The sequence below is a fragment of the Massilia sp. SYSU DXS3249 genome, assembly GCF_053668055.1.
Map to the genome: position 1 here is coordinate 192,784 of NZ_JBSIPX010000005.1, position 18,108 is coordinate 210,891.

12 protein-coding genes are annotated in these 18,108 nt (G+C 65.1%); 5 read left to right on the forward strand and 7 right to left on the reverse strand.

The window, feature by feature from the left end:
• Positions 1-116 precede the first annotated feature (116 nt).
• The 7 genes from ACWCIA_RS08540 to puuE form a co-directional block, all read right to left on the reverse strand.
• On the reverse strand, positions 117-3,506 hold the full coding sequence (locus ACWCIA_RS08540; protein WP_454162342.1) for a TonB-dependent receptor domain-containing protein: 3,390 nt from the start codon (positions 3,504-3,506) through the stop codon (positions 117-119).
• Between the two features lie 549 nt (positions 3,507-4,055).
• Positions 4,056-5,573 carry an adenosine deaminase gene (locus ACWCIA_RS08545; protein ID WP_454162344.1) on the reverse strand — a complete coding sequence of 506 codons (1,518 nt, stop codon included), beginning with the start codon at positions 5,571-5,573 and terminating at the stop codon, positions 4,056-4,058.
• Between the two features lie 473 nt (positions 5,574-6,046).
• Entirely contained in the window at positions 6,047-7,357 is a 1,311-nt protein-coding gene (gene guaD, locus ACWCIA_RS08550; protein ID WP_454162346.1) for a guanine deaminase, read from the reverse strand.
• A complete protein-coding gene (gene xdhC, locus ACWCIA_RS08555; RefSeq protein WP_454162348.1) occupies positions 7,357-8,457 on the reverse strand; it encodes a xanthine dehydrogenase accessory protein XdhC in 1,101 nt (366 codons plus the stop codon). The genes guaD and xdhC overlap by 1 nt, the downstream gene beginning before the upstream one ends.
• Complete coding sequence (gene xdhB, locus ACWCIA_RS08560) at positions 8,457-10,808, reverse strand: xanthine dehydrogenase molybdopterin binding subunit (RefSeq protein WP_454162349.1); 2,352 nt, start codon at positions 10,806-10,808, stop codon at positions 8,457-8,459. Before xdhB ends, xdhC begins: the two co-directional genes overlap by 1 nt.
• Before the next feature lie 10 nt (positions 10,809-10,818).
• Entirely contained in the window at positions 10,819-12,285 is a 1,467-nt protein-coding gene (gene xdhA / locus ACWCIA_RS08565) for a xanthine dehydrogenase small subunit (protein WP_454162351.1), read from the reverse strand.
• A gap of 96 nt (positions 12,286-12,381) precedes the next feature.
• The gene (gene puuE / locus ACWCIA_RS08570) at positions 12,382-13,338 is read right to left on the reverse strand and encodes an allantoinase PuuE (RefSeq protein ID WP_454162352.1); all 957 of its coding nucleotides are present in this window, start codon (positions 13,336-13,338) and stop codon (positions 12,382-12,384) included.
• Between the two features lie 107 nt (positions 13,339-13,445).
• Between puuE and uraH the strand changes: the two genes are divergently transcribed.
• The 5 genes from uraH to ACWCIA_RS08595 all read left to right on the forward strand — a co-directional run bounded on the left by uraH (position 13,446) and on the right by ACWCIA_RS08595 (position 18,076).
• Positions 13,446-13,799, forward strand: a complete 354-nt coding sequence (uraH, locus tag ACWCIA_RS08575; protein WP_454162353.1) for a hydroxyisourate hydrolase — start codon at positions 13,446-13,448, stop codon at positions 13,797-13,799.
• A 117-nt stretch (positions 13,800-13,916) separates the two neighbouring features.
• Positions 13,917-14,474, forward strand: coding sequence for a ClpP family protease (locus tag ACWCIA_RS08580; RefSeq protein ID WP_454162355.1), 558 nt, complete (start codon positions 13,917-13,919; stop codon positions 14,472-14,474).
• A gap of 262 nt (positions 14,475-14,736) precedes the next feature.
• The gene (locus ACWCIA_RS08585) at positions 14,737-15,990 is read left to right on the forward strand and encodes a hypothetical protein (protein ID WP_454162357.1); all 1,254 of its coding nucleotides are present in this window, start codon (positions 14,737-14,739) and stop codon (positions 15,988-15,990) included.
• Between the two features lie 11 nt (positions 15,991-16,001).
• Positions 16,002-16,409 (forward strand): hypothetical protein, encoded by a 408-nt coding sequence (locus ACWCIA_RS08590; RefSeq protein ID WP_454162358.1) that lies wholly within the window; start codon positions 16,002-16,004, stop codon positions 16,407-16,409.
• Positions 16,410-16,507: 98 nt separating this feature from the next.
• Positions 16,508-18,076 (forward strand): methyl-accepting chemotaxis protein, encoded by a 1,569-nt coding sequence (locus ACWCIA_RS08595; RefSeq protein ID WP_454162360.1) that lies wholly within the window; start codon positions 16,508-16,510, stop codon positions 18,074-18,076.
• The last annotated feature ends 32 nt before the right edge of the window (positions 18,077-18,108 follow it).

The window sequence follows — 18,108 nt, forward strand, 5'->3', positions numbered from 1 at the left end:
TTGCACGTAGGCCAGTTGGGAGCCATCTTTACAGGCCCGCCCTGCCCTCTCACTAAATGAAAAAACGGCCGGTGTCGCCACCGGCCGTTTTCAGGTTTTTAACCGTAGAAACGAGATTAGAACTCGTAACGTGCGGTCACCTGGACTGCCCACTGCGATTCGCCGCGAGCCTGCTTGGTCACGTAGTCTTCGACCTGGTCACGCACCTGGTAGACGTACTTGCCGTCTTGCATACCGGCGTAGTCCACGAAGCTGCGCGAGTTACCGCCAGCGCTCGAGAAGCCGACTTCGTTGATACGGCCCCAACGCTTGTTCAGCATGTTACCGACGTTCATGAAGTCGATCGCCAGCGCGCCCTTGTGTCCAGCGAACAGGCCTGGCACTTCCTGGGTGATACGCATGTCGATGCTGTTGGTCCACGGTGCGAACGAGTTGTTACGGCTGATGACCTTGCCTGCCGAGTTACGCAGTTCCTTGTTGCCGTTCACGACGTCCCAGAACTTCGTTTCGTTGGCGCGGTTTGCTGCCGTGTCGCCACGGAAGATCACTTCGCCCGAACCGAAGGCCGACGGGATGTACATCAGGTCGTTCGAGTTGACCGAATCGCCGTTCATGTCGTTGTTGTAGGTCCAGCTGTACGGCTTGCCGGTACGGCCTTCGTAGAATGCGCCGAAGGTCGTCTTGTAGGTGCCGAAGAAGGCCTTTTCCCAGCTGACCGAGGCGTTGACACGGTCGCGCACCAGGTAAGCCGAGTTCGCTGCCACGTCTTCGTTCGGATCGAAGCTTGCACGGGCGCCGAAGTTCGAACCGGAAGTCGACGAGCTCAGGTTGCTCACTTCGGTTGCGTCGGTGTAGGTGTAAGCCGCGTTCCAGCGCAGGCCGCGCGAACGGCTGTTGCTCAGCTGGATGGTCGCGACGTTGCCGTCGCCCTTCTTGGTTTCAGCCACTTCGATCACGTTGGCGAACGAAGCGTTCGACAGTGCGCGGGCGCGGAAGCCGGTGCAGGCGCCGCTGGTGCTGAAGGTGATGCTGCCGGTACCGGTGGCGCAGGCTGCGTTGTAGCCAGGCGCGGTCCAGTACAGCGGACGGCCGTCAGGACCGGTGCGGGTTGCGCCGCCCAGGTTCAGCTGGCGGAAGTACACGCCCTTGTTGACGTCGGTGCGCAGGTATTCCAGGCTCACGACCATGCCGTACCATGGCAGTTCGTGTTCGACGGCGATGTTGGCTTTCCACACCGACGGCTGGCTGATGCCGCGTGCCAGGACGTCGACGTTGGCTGCCGGCGGCGAGCCGGCGATGGCGCGCTGTGCGTCCGGGTTGGCGCTGAAGATCGGCGCGCCGGTTGCCGGGCAGGCGCCGAAGTTGCCGGTGCCGCAGCCGACGGTGTAGGTCGCGATGCCGGCGTTGGCGAACGGATTGCCGAGCCAGACGTTCAGGGCTGCGCCGCCGAACAGGCCGACGCCGCCGCGGATCTGGGTCGCGCGCTTGGTGTCGAGGCGGTAGTTGAAGCCGACGCGTGGCTGGATCAGGTCGTCGCCGTCGATGGTGACGGTGTTGTCGACGCCGAAGCCGCCCGTGTCGCGCACGATGGCGCCGGTGGTGGCGTTGAACGAACCGGCAACGCGGGCGCCGGCAACGGCATTGTTGCGCAGAGGACGGTCGCTGGTCGAAGCGCGGTCATAGCGCACGCCGTAGGTCAGCTTCAGCTGCGGGTTGATGCTCCAGGTGTCTTGCAGGAACAGGCCCGTGTTAGCCAGGGTCCACTTTGCAGCGGCGTCGGTCAGCGCGAAGCCAGGCGAAGCCAGCTGTGCGGTGTACGAGCTTGGACGGCCGGCGACGAAGTTGTTGATGACGCAATCTTCGACTTGCTGCGCGGTCAGGCCGGTGGTGTTGTCGCAACGGAAGGTGTAGTTACCGTTCACGTTCTGCAGGAACGCGTTGAAGATCTCGTTCTTGCTGTAGTCGACGCCGCCCTTGACTTCGTGGTCGCCGTGCAGCCAGGTGGCGCCGGCGTAGCTGTCCCAGGTCGTGGTGTCGAGTTCGTTGAACTGACGGCTCTGCTCGGTACCGAAGTTGATGAAGCGGTTACCGGTACGGACCGACGATGGGGTACCAGCAGGCAACGCGCCGCCGATCTGCAGGGCCATGGCCGGCAGGCGCGAGTTGTTGTCGTGGGTCTTGCCCGAATCGCGGCGCGACAGCTTGAATTCGGTCGAGAAGGTCGGGGTCCAGTCGCTGAACACCTGGGCGACGCTCGATTCGATGGTCTTCTTCTCGTTCCACAGGTAGGACGACAGGGCGATGCCCGATGCCGAGTAGCCTGCGAATGCCGGCTCGTTCTGCTCGGTCTTCTGCCAGCGGAAGCTTGCGCGGTGGTTGTCGTTGATGTTCCAGTCGACTTTCAGCAGGCGGTCTTCGACCTTCTGCTCGAGGCCGGTCGGGGTCTCGCCGCTGCCGACGTCGATGCCGTAGGTACGCTGCGCTGCGTTCTGCAGGGCGGTGATCGACGACTGGGTGATGCCGACGTTGGTCAGGTTGCTGCCGAGGATGCCGAATTCCGGCGATGCCTTCGAGCTGGTCGCGTTTTCGGCGCTGGCGAACATGAACAGCTTGTCCTGGATCAGCGGGCCGCCGATGGTGAAGCCGGTGGTCTTTTCCTGGAACTCAGGCGCGTCGAAGTAGGTGTCGTCGGTAGCGTTGTAGCGCTTGCCGACCATGTTGTCGTCGCGGTACACGTGGTACACGCTGCCGTGCCACTGGTTGGTGCCCGACTTGGTGATGGCGTTGATGTTCGCGCCGGTGTAACCCTTCTGGGTCACGTCGTAGTTCGAGATGTTGACCTGCACCGACTGGATCGAGTCGATCGAGATCGGCTGCTTGTTGGTCGGCAGGCCGTTCGCTTCCAGGCCGAAGGTGTCGCTGATCGACACGCCGTCGATGGTGATCGAGTTGAAGCGCGAGTTCTGGCCGCCGGCCGAAATCTCGCCACGCTCCTTGTCGGTCTGCGACAGGCGCGGATCGTTACGCGCGTAGTCCGACAGGCTGCGGTTGATCGATGCCTGGGCGACCAGGTCGGCGCGGCCGATGGCGGTGCCCGAACCCATGTTGGTGCTGTTGAACTTGTTCGAAGCAGCCTGGCCGGTCACGCGGACGACCTGGACCTGGCCCAGGGTTGCGTCGACGGCAGACGTTTCCGCCAGTTGGGTGAACACGTTGTCGACTTTCTCAACAGCGCCGTCCTTGGTCATGGTGATCGTGTACGGACCACCGACGCGCAGGCCGCGCGCGACGTAACGGCCTTCAGCATCGGTCGTAACCGTGCTGACAGAACCCGACTCGGCGTGGCGAATCTGGACCTGTGCACCCGCCACCGGCTTGCCATCCGGGCCGGCGACGCGGCCGCCGATGGCCGAGGTGGTGTTCTGTGCGAAGGTCGGCGCCGCCGACAACGCAATCGACAAAGCCAGCGCCAGCTTGGTCAGCCGGATCTGTTGTTGAGTGATCATTGTTAAAACCCCAAAATAGACTTAATTATTTGGGCGTCCCGAAGAACGCCCCTCTTTACAAGTACTGCAACCCTGGTTGCCGGTTCGCCGGCCGCTGCACCGCAGCGTCGCACTGCTGGTCTTCCGTGGACCGGGCGATTGTAAAGAGGAAATATGTCATCCCCGTTACCTGCCGCCCTTGAAAAAACTTCAAGCATATTTACTAACAACAACAAATATGCATGAGTGCCACAGACCAGACAAATACGTTTTTACTTCGGGATTGAGAGGCCTTTCCTCTGAATCGCCCGAAAAACGTGCATCTCGTGCGCCGCGCGGGGGTTTCCCCGAGCAAAATCACAAGGCGGGATTATAAGGGGTGCATTCTTTGATGAAATATTTTGATAAAAATTTCCATTGATCGCCCCGGTGGGCGCTGGAATTTGTGGTGGCCCCACCACAAATGTTAGCTCGGCGCTAACTTTTATTTGCCCCATCTCGATGCATTGCATGGTGCAGATGCAACAACGGCAGCGTTGCGCTGCCGTTACCGGGGCCGGACGGTTTTGTTTATTTCCGTCGCGCCGAAGCGACACCGCTCGCCAGCTTCGCCATCTCGGCTTCGAACTTCGCGAAGCGTTCGTCGAGCTGGCGCGTCAGGCGTGTCTTCTCAGGCGCCGGCAGGAAGGCGTAGCGCACGCTGTTGTACGAAGTCTTTTTCATCTCCGCATAGTCCGGCTTGTAGCGGCTGGCGAACGACACATATTCCTGCGACAGCGTGTGGCGGGTGACGCCCGCGTCGTCGGTCGAGATCACGTAGGGCACGCCGTACTTGCGGTACAGGGTCACCGGGTGATTCGCGCCTTCGATGCCGCTGATGAAGCTGTTCGAGGTCAGGTTGATCTCGACCGGGATGTCCCTGGCGCGCATCGTGCGCATGATCTGCACCGCGTTCGACTCGTGCGCCAGGTCGATGCCGTGGCCGATGCGGTCGGCGCGCGCCACGTTCAGGGCCTGGTCGATGTGGAACTTCAGGCCTTCCGGCGGCACGTCGCCCATCGCCAGTTCACCCGCGTGCATCGCCACCTTCACCTTCGGATAGACCGACTTCAGGAAGCCGAACATCTTCATGTGCAGCGCGTAGTCGCGCATCGACACGTGCGTGCTTTCCTGGCCGACGATGTTGACGCCAACCACCTTGCCGCCCGTGGAGGCCGATTTGAAGGCGGCCAGCATCGAGGAAAATACCTGCGACGGGTTCAGCAGGCGCAGCACGTAGGTCTGGTAGCGCATCGTGAAGCGCTCGTCGTCGATGCCCTGCGCGGCGTCCTCGATCTTGGCGACGAAGTCGCCGATCGACCTGGCGAAGGCCGGGTCACGGTCGAGGGCTTCCATCGCGCGGCGCATCTCGGCCTGGAGCGCCGCGTCGTCGTTCGCCAGCTGCCAGGCGGTTTTGTCGAATTCCGGGTTGGCGACGGCCGGCGCCATCTTGAACATGGTCTCGATGTAGCTGACGTTTTCCGCGATCGCGCGCTTTTTGAGTTCCTGCAGACCTTCCGCGAAGTTCGCGTTCGAGACCGGGCCGAAGTAGCCGAAGGTCTGGAAGAAGAGGCGGTCCGGCGGCGGCTGGATCGCGCCGTGGTTGTTGAAATCCTTGTTCGACCAGCGCTGCACCAGCTCGCGCCAGGTGTGGTCGTCGGCATAGACTTCCGCGCTCGACAGGCAGTTGCGTTCCTTGGCCGGCTTGGCGCGCTCGGCGGCGATGTTCGCCTTGTCGGTCTCGATGCGGTAGGTCTGCTTGTTCACGCACAGGCCCTGCTTGTCGAGGAATTCGAGGTACTGCTCGACGTAGATCGAGCCCGAATAATGGTGGTGCAGGTCGCCGCCCTTCGGCATCTGCGTGAAGAACATCGTCAGCTCGGCCATTTTCGGCTCGCTGCCTGCGATCAGGGTGGCGTAGTGGCGGGCGGTGGCGGCCTCGTTGGCCTGGCGCGCGGCGCTGGAGGGCTCCTTCGCCATCGCCGGCGCGGCGTTCAGGGACAATGCGGCCAGGGCGATCAGCAGGCTGGTGCTGAGTGTGTTCTGCATGACGGTCTTTCGTGTTGGGTTGGCTTGTCGCGGCAGCAAGCTCGGCAGTGGCGCGCGACCGCGCAACTCTAACGGGTTCGTTCAAGGTTGGCAATGCGGGGCGTGCCGGGGGACGTGGGGCTGTTGCCTGCGGCGTGATCGGTAGGCGCGATCCGCGTGGGCACAGAGTGCCCACCCTACGGGACACGCTGCAGGCCCGAGACGCCGAGGCACGGAGTGCCGAACCCGAGGCGTGACCCGTAGGGTGGACACTTGTGTCCACGCGGATTGGAGGTACCGATAACGTGTCAGGCAACAGCCCCACCCTGTCTGCACGTGGTTTGGGATGAATCGAACCATGGCCATTTCACGCTGCTTGAACGCTTGGGCGGCGCATGGGCCGCGGGCACGCCCACGTACGGGTAGAGCCGCCCGGTGAACCCGTGATTGAGGCCACTGGCCTCAATCACCCCTACCGAATATCGGCGCAGCGATTACGCCTGGCGTTCGTGCACCTTGCTGCCGGCCGCGTAGGTCGCGCGCACCGCCCGGTCGTCGCCCAGCAAGGCCAGCGCGAACAGCTGTTCTTCCAGCGAGTGGCAATGGCTGCTGCGGCGCGCCAGCAGCGGCGTGGCTTGCGGGTCGAGCACGATGAAGTCGGCTTCCGCACCAGGCGTAAAACTGCCGATCGTGCCCTCCAGGCCCATCGCGCGCGCCGCGCCCAGGGTGGCGAGGTAGAACATGCGCAGGGCCGGCAGGTAGCTGCCCTTCAGGCGCGCTGCTTTATACGCTTCGTTCATGGTCTGCAGCATCGAGAACGAGGTGCCGGCGCCGACGTCGGTGCCGAGGGTGACCTGGACCCGGGCGCCGTCGGCCTTTTCGAAATCGAACAGGCCGCTGCCCAGGAAGAGGTTCGAGGTCGGGCAGCTCGCGACCGCCGAGCCGGTGGCCGCCATGCGCGCGAAGTCCTCGTCGTCGAGCCAGATGCAGTGTCCGAACAGCGCACGCGGGCGCATCAGGCCATAGTCGTCGTAGACGCCGAGATAGCTGCGCGCCTTCGGGTACAGCTCGCGCACCCAGTTCACTTCATCCTGGTTTTCCGAGACGTGGGTCTGGATGAAGACGTCCGGATAGGCCTTCGCCAGTTCCGCGATCGCGCCCAGCTGCGCTTCGCTCGAGGTCGGAGCGAAGCGCGGGGTGATCGCGTACAGCGAGCGCGCGTGCCCGTGCCACTTGTTGATCAGGGCTTCGCTCTCGCCGATCTGCCCTTCGGCGTCGCGCAGGAAGTCCGGGCAGTTACGGTCCATCAGCACCTTGCCGGCCACCATGCGCAGGTTGCGCGCTTCGCTGGCCTCGAAGAAGGCGTCCACCGATTCGCGGTGCACGGTGCAGTAAACCACCGCCGTGGTGGTGCCGCAGCGGGTCAGCTCGTCGAGGAAGAACTCGGCGGTCGCGCGTGCATGCGCCGGGTCGGCGAACTGGCGCTCGGTCGGGAAGGTGTAGGTGTCGAGCCAGGGCAGCAGGCCCGGCGCGGGTGAGCCGATCATGTCCGTCTGCGGGTAATGCAGGTGGGTGTCGATGAAGCCGGGCGTGATGATCTGGCCGCGGTAGTCGACCGGCTCGAGGCCGGCAGGCAGCGTGGCGGCCAGCTGCGCATAGTCGCCGGCCGCCTCGACGCGGCCGTCGCGGACGATGAGCAGGCCGTCCTCGATCCAGGTGTGGGCCTGGTCGGTGAAGGCCGGGTCGGCGTGAAAATGCAGCAAGCTGGCACGGTAGGCTTGCACGGTATGTGGTGCGGTGGACATCAGTTGGATTCCGAAGAAACTTGGTGGGGGCTGGCGGCGCGCTCGCGCGCCTCCCAGACGGTCAGCAGTTGCGCCGCGCAGGAGGCGGCAATCACGGCCGGGGCCTTGCCGGCAATGCCGGGCAGGCCGATCGGGCACACCATGGCATCGATGCGCTCGCCGGCGATGCCGCGCTCGCGCAGGCGGTGTTCGAACTGGCGGCGTTTGGTTTCCGACCCGATCAATCCGAACCAGTCCGGTGCGCCGGGACGCGACAGTATCGCAATGGACAGGCGCAGGTCAAGTGCATGACTGTGTGTCATGACCAGGAAGGTGGTTCCCGGCGCGGCCTGTTCGACCAGCGCCTCGGGGGTGTCGGTGGCCTCGACCGTGACGTTGGCCGGCACCACGGACGGGAACAGGTCCTCGCGCTCGTCGACCCAGGTGACGCGGCAGGGCAGCTCGGCCAGCGCGCGCACGATGGCGGCGCCGACATGGCCGGCGCCGAACAGCATCAGGTGGGCGCGCGGGGCGAGGATGGGGTCGGCCAGCCAGGTGCGGCCGTCATCGTCGGTGAAGACGTGGGTGCCACGGGTACGGTCGAAGGCGGGAACGGCGTCGCCGGCGATGTGGGTACCATCAGCAGTGCAGAGAGCCCACGTAGGGTGGACGGGTCTCCCGTCCACGCGTTCAACGTACGGCGACGTACCAGGGATCTCGACCGTGCCACCGTCCGTTGAACGCGTGGACGGCGGAGCCGCCTTTCGTGGCCCGGTCCACCCTACGAGCCTGATCGTATCTTCATGGCGGCGCGCATCGAGCAAAGCCGCCTGGTCGCGATCGACCTGCTCGAACACGAGATAAGCCACCCCGCCGCAGCACTGCCCCAGGCTCGGCCCCAGCGCAAAGCGTTCGAGGCGCGGCGTCCCGCCCTGCGCCAGCATTTCTCGCGCGAGCTCGATCGCCCGGTGCTCCAGGTGCCCGCCGCCGATGGTCCCCGCGAAGCCCTCGCGCATGACGAGCATCTTCGCGCCCGGTTCGCGCGGCACGGACCCTTGGGCGATGGCGACCGTGACCAGCACGGCCGGCGCACGCAGCGCGGCTGTCCGCCAGTCTTCCATCAGGCGTGCGCGGAAACGGCCGCTTCGACCGCAGCTTCAACCGCGGCGATGGCGTCGAGGATTTCCTCGCTCGTCGCCGGCGCGTTCAGGGGCGGATTGACCTGGTGATCGCCGACGGAGGAAACCGCGTCGCGGATCGCGAAGAACACCGAGAACGGCAGCAGCAGCGGCGGCTCGCCGACCGCTTTCGAACGGTGGATGCTGTCCTCGACGTTGCGGTTCTCGAACAGGCGCACGTTGAAGACCTGCGGGCAGTCGGACACGCCCGGGATTTTGTACGTCGAGGGCGCATGCGTCATCAGCTTGCCGCCCGCGTTCCACCAGAGTTCCTCGGTGGTGAGCCAGCCCATTCCCTGGATGAAGGCGCCTTCGACCTGGCCGATGTCGATTGCCGGATTGAGCGAATTGCCGGCGTCGTACAGGGCGTCGGCGCGCAGCAGCTTCCACTCGCCGGTGAGCGTGTCGACCACGACTTCGGACACCGCCGCGCCATAAGCGAAGTAGGAGAAAGGCCGGCCGTTCATGGTCTTCGCGTCCCAGGACAGGCCCGGCGTGGCATAGAAGCCGTCCGACCAGAGCTGCACGCGCGCGAGATAGGCCTTTTGCACCAGGTGCGGGAAAGGCACCTCGATGCCGTTGACGAACACGGTGTCGGCCGCGAAACGCACCTCGCCAGCCTCGCCGCCGTACTGCGCCGCCGCATAGGCGGCCAGCCGCTCGCGGATCTGGCGCGCCGCGTCCTGGGCCGCCTTGCCGTTCAGGTCGGCACCGGTGGAGGCGGCGGTGGCCGATGTGTTCGATACCTTGCTGGTGTTGGTGGCGGTGGCGCGCACCTGAATCATGTCGACGCCGAGTTCGTGCGCGACCACCTGCATCACCTTGGTGTTGATCCCCTGCCCCATCTCGGTGCCGCCATGGTTGACCATGATGGAACCGTCCACGTAGACGTGCACCAGCGCGCCGGCCTGGTTCAGGTGGGTGACGTTGAAGGCAATACCGAATTTCACGGGGGTGAGCGCCAGGCCTTTCTTCAGCACCGGGCTGGTACGGTTGAAGGCCTCGACCGCCTGGCGCCGCGCGCGGTACTCGCTGGACGCTTCCAGCTCGTCCACCAGCTCGTGGATGACGTTGTCGACCACGGCCTGGCCGTAGGGCGTGACGTTGCGCTCCTCCTTGCCGTAGAAATTGCGCTTGCGGATGTCGAGCGCGTCGACTTTCAGATTGCGCGCGATCTCGTCGAGCACGTATTCCATCGCGATCGCGCCTTGCGGGCCGCCGAAGCCGCGGAAGGCGGTGTTCGATTGCGTATTCGTCTTGCCGCAGGCCGCGCGGATGTCGACGTCCGACAAATAATAGGCATTGTCGTAGTGGCAAACGGCGCGCGTGGCAACCGGGCCGGAGAGGTCGGCCGAGTAGCCGGCGCGCGAGACCATGTCGACCTTGGCGGCCAGGATGCGGCCCGTATCGTCGTAGCCGACCTCGTATTCATAATAGAAGCAGTGGCGCTTGCCGGTGACGAGCATGTCGTCGTCGCGGTCGGCGCGCAGCTTCACCGGGCGTTTCAGCTTGTTTGCTGCGATGGCCGCGGCGGCCGCCCACAGGGCCGACTGCGATTCCTTGCCGCCGAAGCCGCCGCCCATGCGCCGGCACTCGACGACGACATGGTGCGAATGCAGGCCGAGCGCGTGCGCCACCACATGCTGCATCTCGCTCGGATGCTGGGTCGAGCACTGCACCAGCATGCCGTTGTCCTCGCCCGGAATCGCGTAGGCGATCTGGCCCTCCAGGTAGAACTGTTCCTGGCCGCCGACGTACAGCTTGCCTGCCACCTTGTGCGGCGCGTTGGCGAAGGCGGTCTCGGCGTCGCCGCGCGCCAGGCGCATCGGCGGCACGACATAGGACTTGGCGGCGTGCGCTTCCTGCGGCGTGAGGATGGCCGGCAGCTCTTCGTATTCCACTTTCGCGAGGCGCGCGGCGCGGCGGGCGTTGTCGTGGGTGTCGGCGACGACGATGAAGATCGGCTGGCCGACATATTCCACCTTGCCGTCGGCGAGGATGGGGTCGTCGTGGATGATCGGGCCGCAATCGTTGGTGCCGGGGATGTCGCGTACCGTGAGCACGGAGACGACGCCGCGCGCGGCGCGTACCGGCGCCAGGTCGAGCGAGAGGATGTGGGCGTGCGGTTTGCTGGACAGGCCGAGCGCCGCATGCAGCGTGCCCGCGACTTCCGCGATGTCGTCGGTATAGGTGGCCTGGCCGAGCACGTGCAGCGTGGCCGACTCGTGCGGTCGGGCGCGACCGACCGCGCTCCACGCCGCCGCCTTGAATGCTGGTGCGCCTGCGTCGTTCATGGTGTTCTCCTTACGCCGAGGCTGCAAATGCGTTGACGGCGGTGACGGGCAGCGGATTCTCGCCGCGGGTCTCCAGCCAGAAGCGGCGCAGCAGGTTTTGCGCCGTCTTCATGCGGTAGCCGCTGGAAGCGCGCATGTCCGACAGCGGCGCATAGTCCTGGGCCAGCGCGGCCATGGCGTCTTTCAATGCGGCCTCGTCCCAGGCACGGCCACGCAACACGGCTTCGGCCGCGGCAGCGCGCTTGGGCGTCGCGGCCATGCCGCCGAAGGCGATGCGCGCGTCGACGACGACATCGTGCTCGACGGTGAGCGCAAACGCCGCGCATACGGCCGAGATGTCCTGGTCGAAGCGCTTGGCGAGTTTGTAGGTGCGGAAGCGCAGGTTCGGTCGCGGCAGCGGCACGCGCAGCGCCTGCACGAACTCGTCCGGCTGCATGTCCTTCTGCTGGTAGCCGAGATAAAAATCTTCCAGCGCCAGCACGCGCTCGCCGCCCTGCCCGCGCAGCACGAGCTGTGCGCCAAGGGCGATCAGCCAGGGCATGGAGTCGCCGATGGGCGAGCCGTTGGCGACATTCCCGCCGAGCGTGCCGGCGTTGCGGATGGGGAGCGAGGCGAAACGCTGCCACAACTCCTTCAACGCATCGGGATAGTGGCGGCAGATGGCCGCATAGGCGTCCTGCAGGGTGACGCCGGCGCCGATCTCGAGGGTGTCGCCGGTTTCCGTCACGGACTTCAGCTCGCTCACGTGGCCGAGGTAGATGATGTCGTTCAGCTCGCGCATCTGCTTGGTCACCCACAGGCCGACGTCGGTCGAGCCGGCGAGGATCAGCGCTTGCTGATGAGCCGCGCGCAGGGCGACGAGTTCGTCCAGCGTGCGCGGCGCATGGAAGCTGCGACCCTCGAAGGAATACGTGTGGGTCGTGCCGCGCTCGATCCCGCGCAGGGCCTCGCGCACGGCCGCGCGGTCGAATTCGGCGCGCGGCAGTTCCACCATCCGCCCGGCGGCCTCGATGATCGGCCGGTAGCCGGTGCAGCGGCACAGGTTGCCCGAGAGCGCATCGTCGACCTGGCAGCGCGAGGGAGGGTGCCCGTCCTGTTTCAGGTACATGCCCCACAGCGACATCGCGAAACCCGGCGTGCAGAAGCCGCATTGCGAGCCGTGGCATTCGACCAGTGCCTGTTGAACCGGGTGCAGGCGGCCGTCGGGCAATTGCAGGTCTTCGACCGTGAACAAGGCCTTGCCGTCGAGCGTGGGCGTGAACTGGATGCAGGAATTGACCGCCTTCAGTTCCAGCTCGCCATTCTCCAGCGAACCGACCACCACCGTGCAGGCGCCGCAGTCGCCCTCGGCGCAGCCTTCCTTGGTGCCGGTGCAGCGCAGGTCCTCCCGCAGGTGCTGCAGGATGGATTGCGTCGGCGCCACGTCCGTCACTTCGTGGACGGCGTTGCGGAAATAAAAGCGGATCGGTTCGGCCATGCTTGTCTCGGATTTAACCCAGCGTGAAGGATACTCCCTCGGGGAGGCCGCCTACTATGACTGCAAACAGATATTTCTTATCATCAAACCGATATATCAGCCAGCGTACGGATGGTGCGCCTGCCAGTGGCGCGCGATGTCGATGCGGCGCGTGATCCACACATGCTTGTGTCCCAGCACGTAATCGAGGAAACGCGCCAGCGATGCGGCGCGCGCCGGACGGCCGGCAAGCCTGCAATGCAGCCCGATCGAGAGCATTTTAGGCCGATCCAGGCCATTCGGGTCGCCTTCCGCATACAGCACGTCGAAGGCGTCCTTCAGGTAGTCGAAGAACTGGGTGCCCGAGTTAAAACCCTGCATGGCGGCGAAGCGCATGTCGTTGGTGTCGAGGGTATAGGGCACGACAAGGTGGGCGCGCTCGGCCGGGGCGCCGTCGGCTCCCGTGAACGCCACGTTCTGCCAGAACGGTAAATCGTCGCCGTAATGGTCGGCGTCGTAGGCGAAGCCGCCGTGCTCGACGACCAGGCGGCGCGTGTTCGGCGAATCGCGCCCGGTGTACCAGCCCAGCGGCGCTTCGCCTGTGAGTTCGCGCATGATCCGCACCGCCTCAAGCATGTGGGCGCGCTCGGTGGCTTCGTCCATGTTCTGGTAGGAGATCCAGCGCAGGCCGTGGCAGGCGATCTCGTGGCCGAGTTCGCGAAAAGCGGCGACCGCATCCGGGTTGCGCTGCAGCGCCATCGCCACGCCGAACACGGTCAGCGGCAGGCCGCGCGCCTCGAACAGGCGCAGCAGGCGCCAGAGGCCGGCGCGCGAGCCGTATTCGTAGAGCGACTCCATGCTCATGTGGCGCATCGGGAAGGCCTGGGCGCCGATGATTTCGGAGAGAAAGGTTTCCGAAGCCGGGTCGCCGTGCAGCACCGAATTCTCGGCGCCCTCCTCGTAGTTCAGCACGAACTGCAAGGCGATGCGCGCCCCGCCGGGCCATTGGGCATGCGGCGGGTTGCGGCCGTAGCCGACGAGGTCGCGCGGGTAATGGGGATCGGATGACGTCATGGCGGCTCGAAGAATGGGAGGTATATCGGCGATCTTATATTGACGGAAGCACAACGGTATATCATCGCATGAATAGGCAGGTTCAACGGACTCGTATAGGAGATGCGATGGGCAAACTCAGCACGCATGTGCTCGACACCGCGCACGGGCGGCCCGCCGCCGGCGTGGTCATCGAGCTGTTTGCGGTCGAAGGCGAGGATCGCCGGCGGCTGGTGCAGGCGCGCACGAATGCGGACGGGCGTTGCGATACGCCGCTGCTCGAAGGGGATGCGCTGCGGGCCGGGCGCTATGAACTCGTGTTTGCGGCGGGTGATTATTTTGCGGCGCAAGGGGTCAGCTTGCCCGAGCCGCGGTTCGTCGATCGGGTGACGATTGCGTTCGGGGTGGCCGATCCGGGGCAGAATTATCATGTGCCGCTGGTGGTGACGCCGTGGTCGTATTCCACCTACCGGGGGAGCTAAGGCTCGACCCCACGCATCGCGATGTGCGTGGGGTCGTGGTTGAGGCCCCTCGAACCCGGTAACCGGGCGCTGTGCCGTGGAATAAATTGCTATCCTGAGCCCCAGGAGGGAGCGCCAATGTCCTTGCACATCGTTCATTTCATCGGCCCGATCAACCACAACTCCGCCTGCGGGGTACGCAACCTGTGCCTGCAGGCCCTGCAAAGCGGGGCCAGCGAGATCGAGCTGCACATGTCGACCGAAGGCGGCAACATGACGGCCGGCTTCGCCCTCTACTTCTTCCTGAAATCGCTCCCCATCCCGCTGACCACCTACAATATCGGCAGCGTCGAATCGGTGGGCGTCGTCATCTTCCTGGCCGGCGCCAAGCGCTACGCCTGTCCCGGGGCGCGTTTCCTCGTGCATCCATTGCACTGGGGCTTCGGCAACCTGGTCGCGGCGGACCATTCGCGTGTGTCGGAGTGGCGCGAATGCCTCGACTTCGACGCCGAACGCTATGCCAGCATCTTCGAGGAAGCCACCCGCGGCGCGCCCGAAGCGCACGACATCCGTCCCCATCTGTTCGGCAATGCGCGCATCTATACGGCCGAACAGGCCGTGCGCGCCGGCCTCGTCCACGAGGCCGTCCAGGCCCGCCTGCCCGCCATGGGCGCCACCTCGCATTGGTGGAATTGACAACATTGTTAGTGTTCTTGATCTTTTATCTAGCTCGGCTTGGCAGAACATTGCCGAGTTTGTAAGGATCACAGCCCATCTGTTTCAGCAGCACAACATCTGCCGGGTCACCTCTCTTATTTAGTGTGCATGCTCCAGGCTTTTGCTTGTCAGCACTTTTGCCGCATGGATAGAATAATTTCTGTCAATTCACGCTTTGCGCGCTGACGCCTCACAACAAGAAGTTAATCTTATAAACGCAGTACCCGTTACAGGTTGTCTTATGAATAAGCAGATTATTGCCGCCGTGCTGGCCATGCCGCTCGCACTCTCGTCGGCCTTTGCGCAGGAAGCGGAAGGTCCGTCGGTCAGGATCAGCGGTTTCGGTACCGGTGCCCTCACCTGGACCAACACCGACGCAGCCGAGTTCGGCCGTCCCAACCAGGCCAGCGGCGCCCGGAAAAGCCCGCGCACCGGTGTGGATTCGAACCTCGGCCTGCAGGCCGACGTCGCCATCAACAGCTGGCTCTCGTTCACCGGCCAGGGCCTGGTGCGCCGCGATGCCGAAGACGACTACGGCGCCGAACTCGGCTGGGCCTTCGCCAAGGCCAAGCTGAACGACCAGTTCAGCGTGCGCGTGGGCCGCATCGGCCTGCCGGCCTTCATGATCTCGGACTACCGCAACGTCGGCTACGCCAATACCTTCCTGCGTCCGCCAGTCGAGATGTATTCGCAGGTGCCATTCAACAGCCTGGACGGCATCGACGCCACCTGGCAGCAGAGCTTTGGCGACACCAGCGTCACCGGCCAGCTCGCCTTCGGCCGTGCCGAAGCGCCGATCTCGGGTGGCCTGAAAGCCAAGGGCAAGGAAATGGTCGCCGTCAACCTGATGGCCGAGCACGGCCCGTTCACCGCCCGTGTCGGCCGTGTCGACGCCAAGGTCTCGATCTCCGGTTCGGCCAGCCTGGACACCCTGCTGGCCGGCCTGCGCGCCGCCGGCACCGGCTACCGCTTCCCGCAACTGAACGCCATGGCCGACCAGCTGCAGGCGACCGAGAAGAAAGCCTCGTTCACCTCGCTGGGCCTGGGCATGGACTGGAACGACATCGTCGTCCAGACCGAGTTCGCCAAGCGCAAGACCGACACCTATGTCAACGACACCACCTCGTGGTACGTGATGGGCGGCTACCGCTTCGGCAAGGTCCTGCCTTACGTCATCCAGGGCAAGGTCTCGATCGACGGCTTCCCAAGCAATGCGGTCCCGACCGCCTGCCCGGCCGGCTACCCGGCTGCCTGCACCCCGACCATGGCCGCACTGCGCGCCGGCGCCGCCCGCCTGCCCTATACCGGCATCGGCCAGGGCGAGCAGAGCACGACCTCGATCGGCGTGCGCTACGACTTCTACCGTTCGGTCGCACTCAAGGTGCAAATCGACCGCGTCAAGCCGGAAGTCGGCAGCGGCCTGCTGCTCAACGCCGCGCCTGGCTTCCAGCGCGACGTGACCGTCGGCGCCGTCGCCCTCGACTTCGTCTTCTAAGGAGAGCCGCCATGAACAAACTGTTGAAAGCGGCCCTGGCCGCAGCGATCTTCACCGCATCGGTGCCGGCCCTTGCCGAAGTGGTGGTCGTGGTCAACCCGAAGGCGGCGGAAGCGTCGATGTCCAAGGACCAGATTGCCCAGTTCTTCCTGGGTAAGTCGACCGCGATGACCCCGATCGACCAGCCGGAAGACGCCCCCGTGCGCGCCGAGTTCTACAAGAAGGTGACCGACAAGGAAGCCTCGCAGGCCAAGGCCCTGTGGTCGAAGCTGGTCTTCACCGGCAAGGCCACGATGCCGAAGGAAGTCGCCAACAGCGCCGCCGTCAAGAGCGCTGTCGCCGCCAACCCGAAGGCGATCGGCTACATGGAAAAAAGCGCCGTCGACGCCAGCGTCAAGGTCGTCTACACCGCGCCGTAAGCAAGCCTGACGTACCGTAGTTGAAGTCCGCCCTGCCCGCCTCGTGCCGGCAGGGCGTATTCAATAAGAGCTGTCCTCAGCAAACAAGAGACAAGAACATGAGCATCAAGCGCAAAATCTGGGCACTACCGGTCATTTCGACCCTGATCTTCGGCCTCGGCGTCGGCGTGAGCGCGATCATCGCGAACGAGGCCCTGAGCTCGATCGACTCCACCGGGCGCACCGACTACCCCGTGCTCGATGCCTCCAAGGCGATCACGCTCGAGATCCAGGACATCACCGCCGGCCTCACCGACGCCGTCACCGAAGGCGACAAGGCGCGCATCGACAGTGTCGGCGAGCAGGCCAACAAGGTCCGCGCCCACCTGCAGCAGTTCGGCCAGATCGAAGGCCAGCGCGAGAACGGCGCGCGCCTGCTGAAGGAATTCAACGATTACTATGCGCCGGCCCTGTCGGCCGCGCGCATCATGCTCGAACTCGAGCAGGGCGACCCGCAAGTCGTGGTGCCGAAGATGCAAAGCACGCTGGCCGCCCTCAGCGCCGACCTGGAAAAGACCCAGGCCAGGGCCAGGGAGCAGTTCACCGCCGGCATCGCCAGCAGCGAGGCGAACGTGCGCCGCGTGCTGTGGACGATGATCCTGACCGCGCTGGTCGTGGTTCTCAGCCTGGCGCTGGTGTCGTGGTTCGTGGTGCGCGCCATCTGGCAGCAGCTCGGCGGCGAGCCGGAATACGCGCGCCAGATCGCGCGCGCCGTGGCCGAGGGCAACCTCGCGATGGACATCCGCACCGATGCGAAGGACAGCACCAGCCTGCTGGCCTCGCTGAAGGACATGCGCGTGCGCCTGGCCACCATGGTTGCCGAGATCAAGACCTCGGCCGACACGATCGCCGTCGCCAGCGCCGAGATCGCCAGCGGCAACGCCGACCTGGCCGGCCGCACCGAGTCGCAGGCGGCCAACCTCGAACGCACCGCGCGCGCGATGGACGACCTGACGGGCGCCGTGCGCCAGAACGCGGCCAACGCCAACGAAGCGAACGCGCTGGTCGTCAACGCGACCGACATCGCCACCCGCGGCGGCCAGGTCGTGGGCGGCGTGGTGTCGACGATGGGCGACATCAACACCTCGGCCAAGAAGATCGTCGAAATCATCTCGGTCATCGACGGCATCGCTTTCCAGACCAATATCCTGGCCCTGAACGCGGCCGTCGAGGCGGCGCGCGCCGGCGAACAGGGCCGCGGCTTCGCGGTCGTGGCCGGCGAAGTGCGCAACCTGGCCCAGCGCAGCGCCGCGGCGGCCAAGGAGATCAAGGAACTGATCGGCGATTCGGTCTCGAAGGTCAACGCCGGCAGCGCGCTGGTCGACCAGGCCGGCGTGACCATGGGCCAGATCGTGGATTCGGTGAAAAAGGTACACGACATCATGGTCGAAATCGCCATGGCCGGCCAGCGCCAGAGCGAAGGCATCGAAGACATCGGCCGCGCCATCGACAGCATGGACGAGATGACCCAGCAGAACTCGGCCCTGGTCGAGGAAGCGTCAGCGGCGGCGGAATCGCTGACCGAGCAGACCGGGCAGCTGACGGGTGCGCTGTCGGTGTTCAAGCTGGCGGGCCAGGGCGGCGAGCCGGCCCTCTCGGCACGGCCGGCGCCGCTGGCGCTGCGCTGAGCGGCTGCGCACGATTGCGCGAGATCGATACC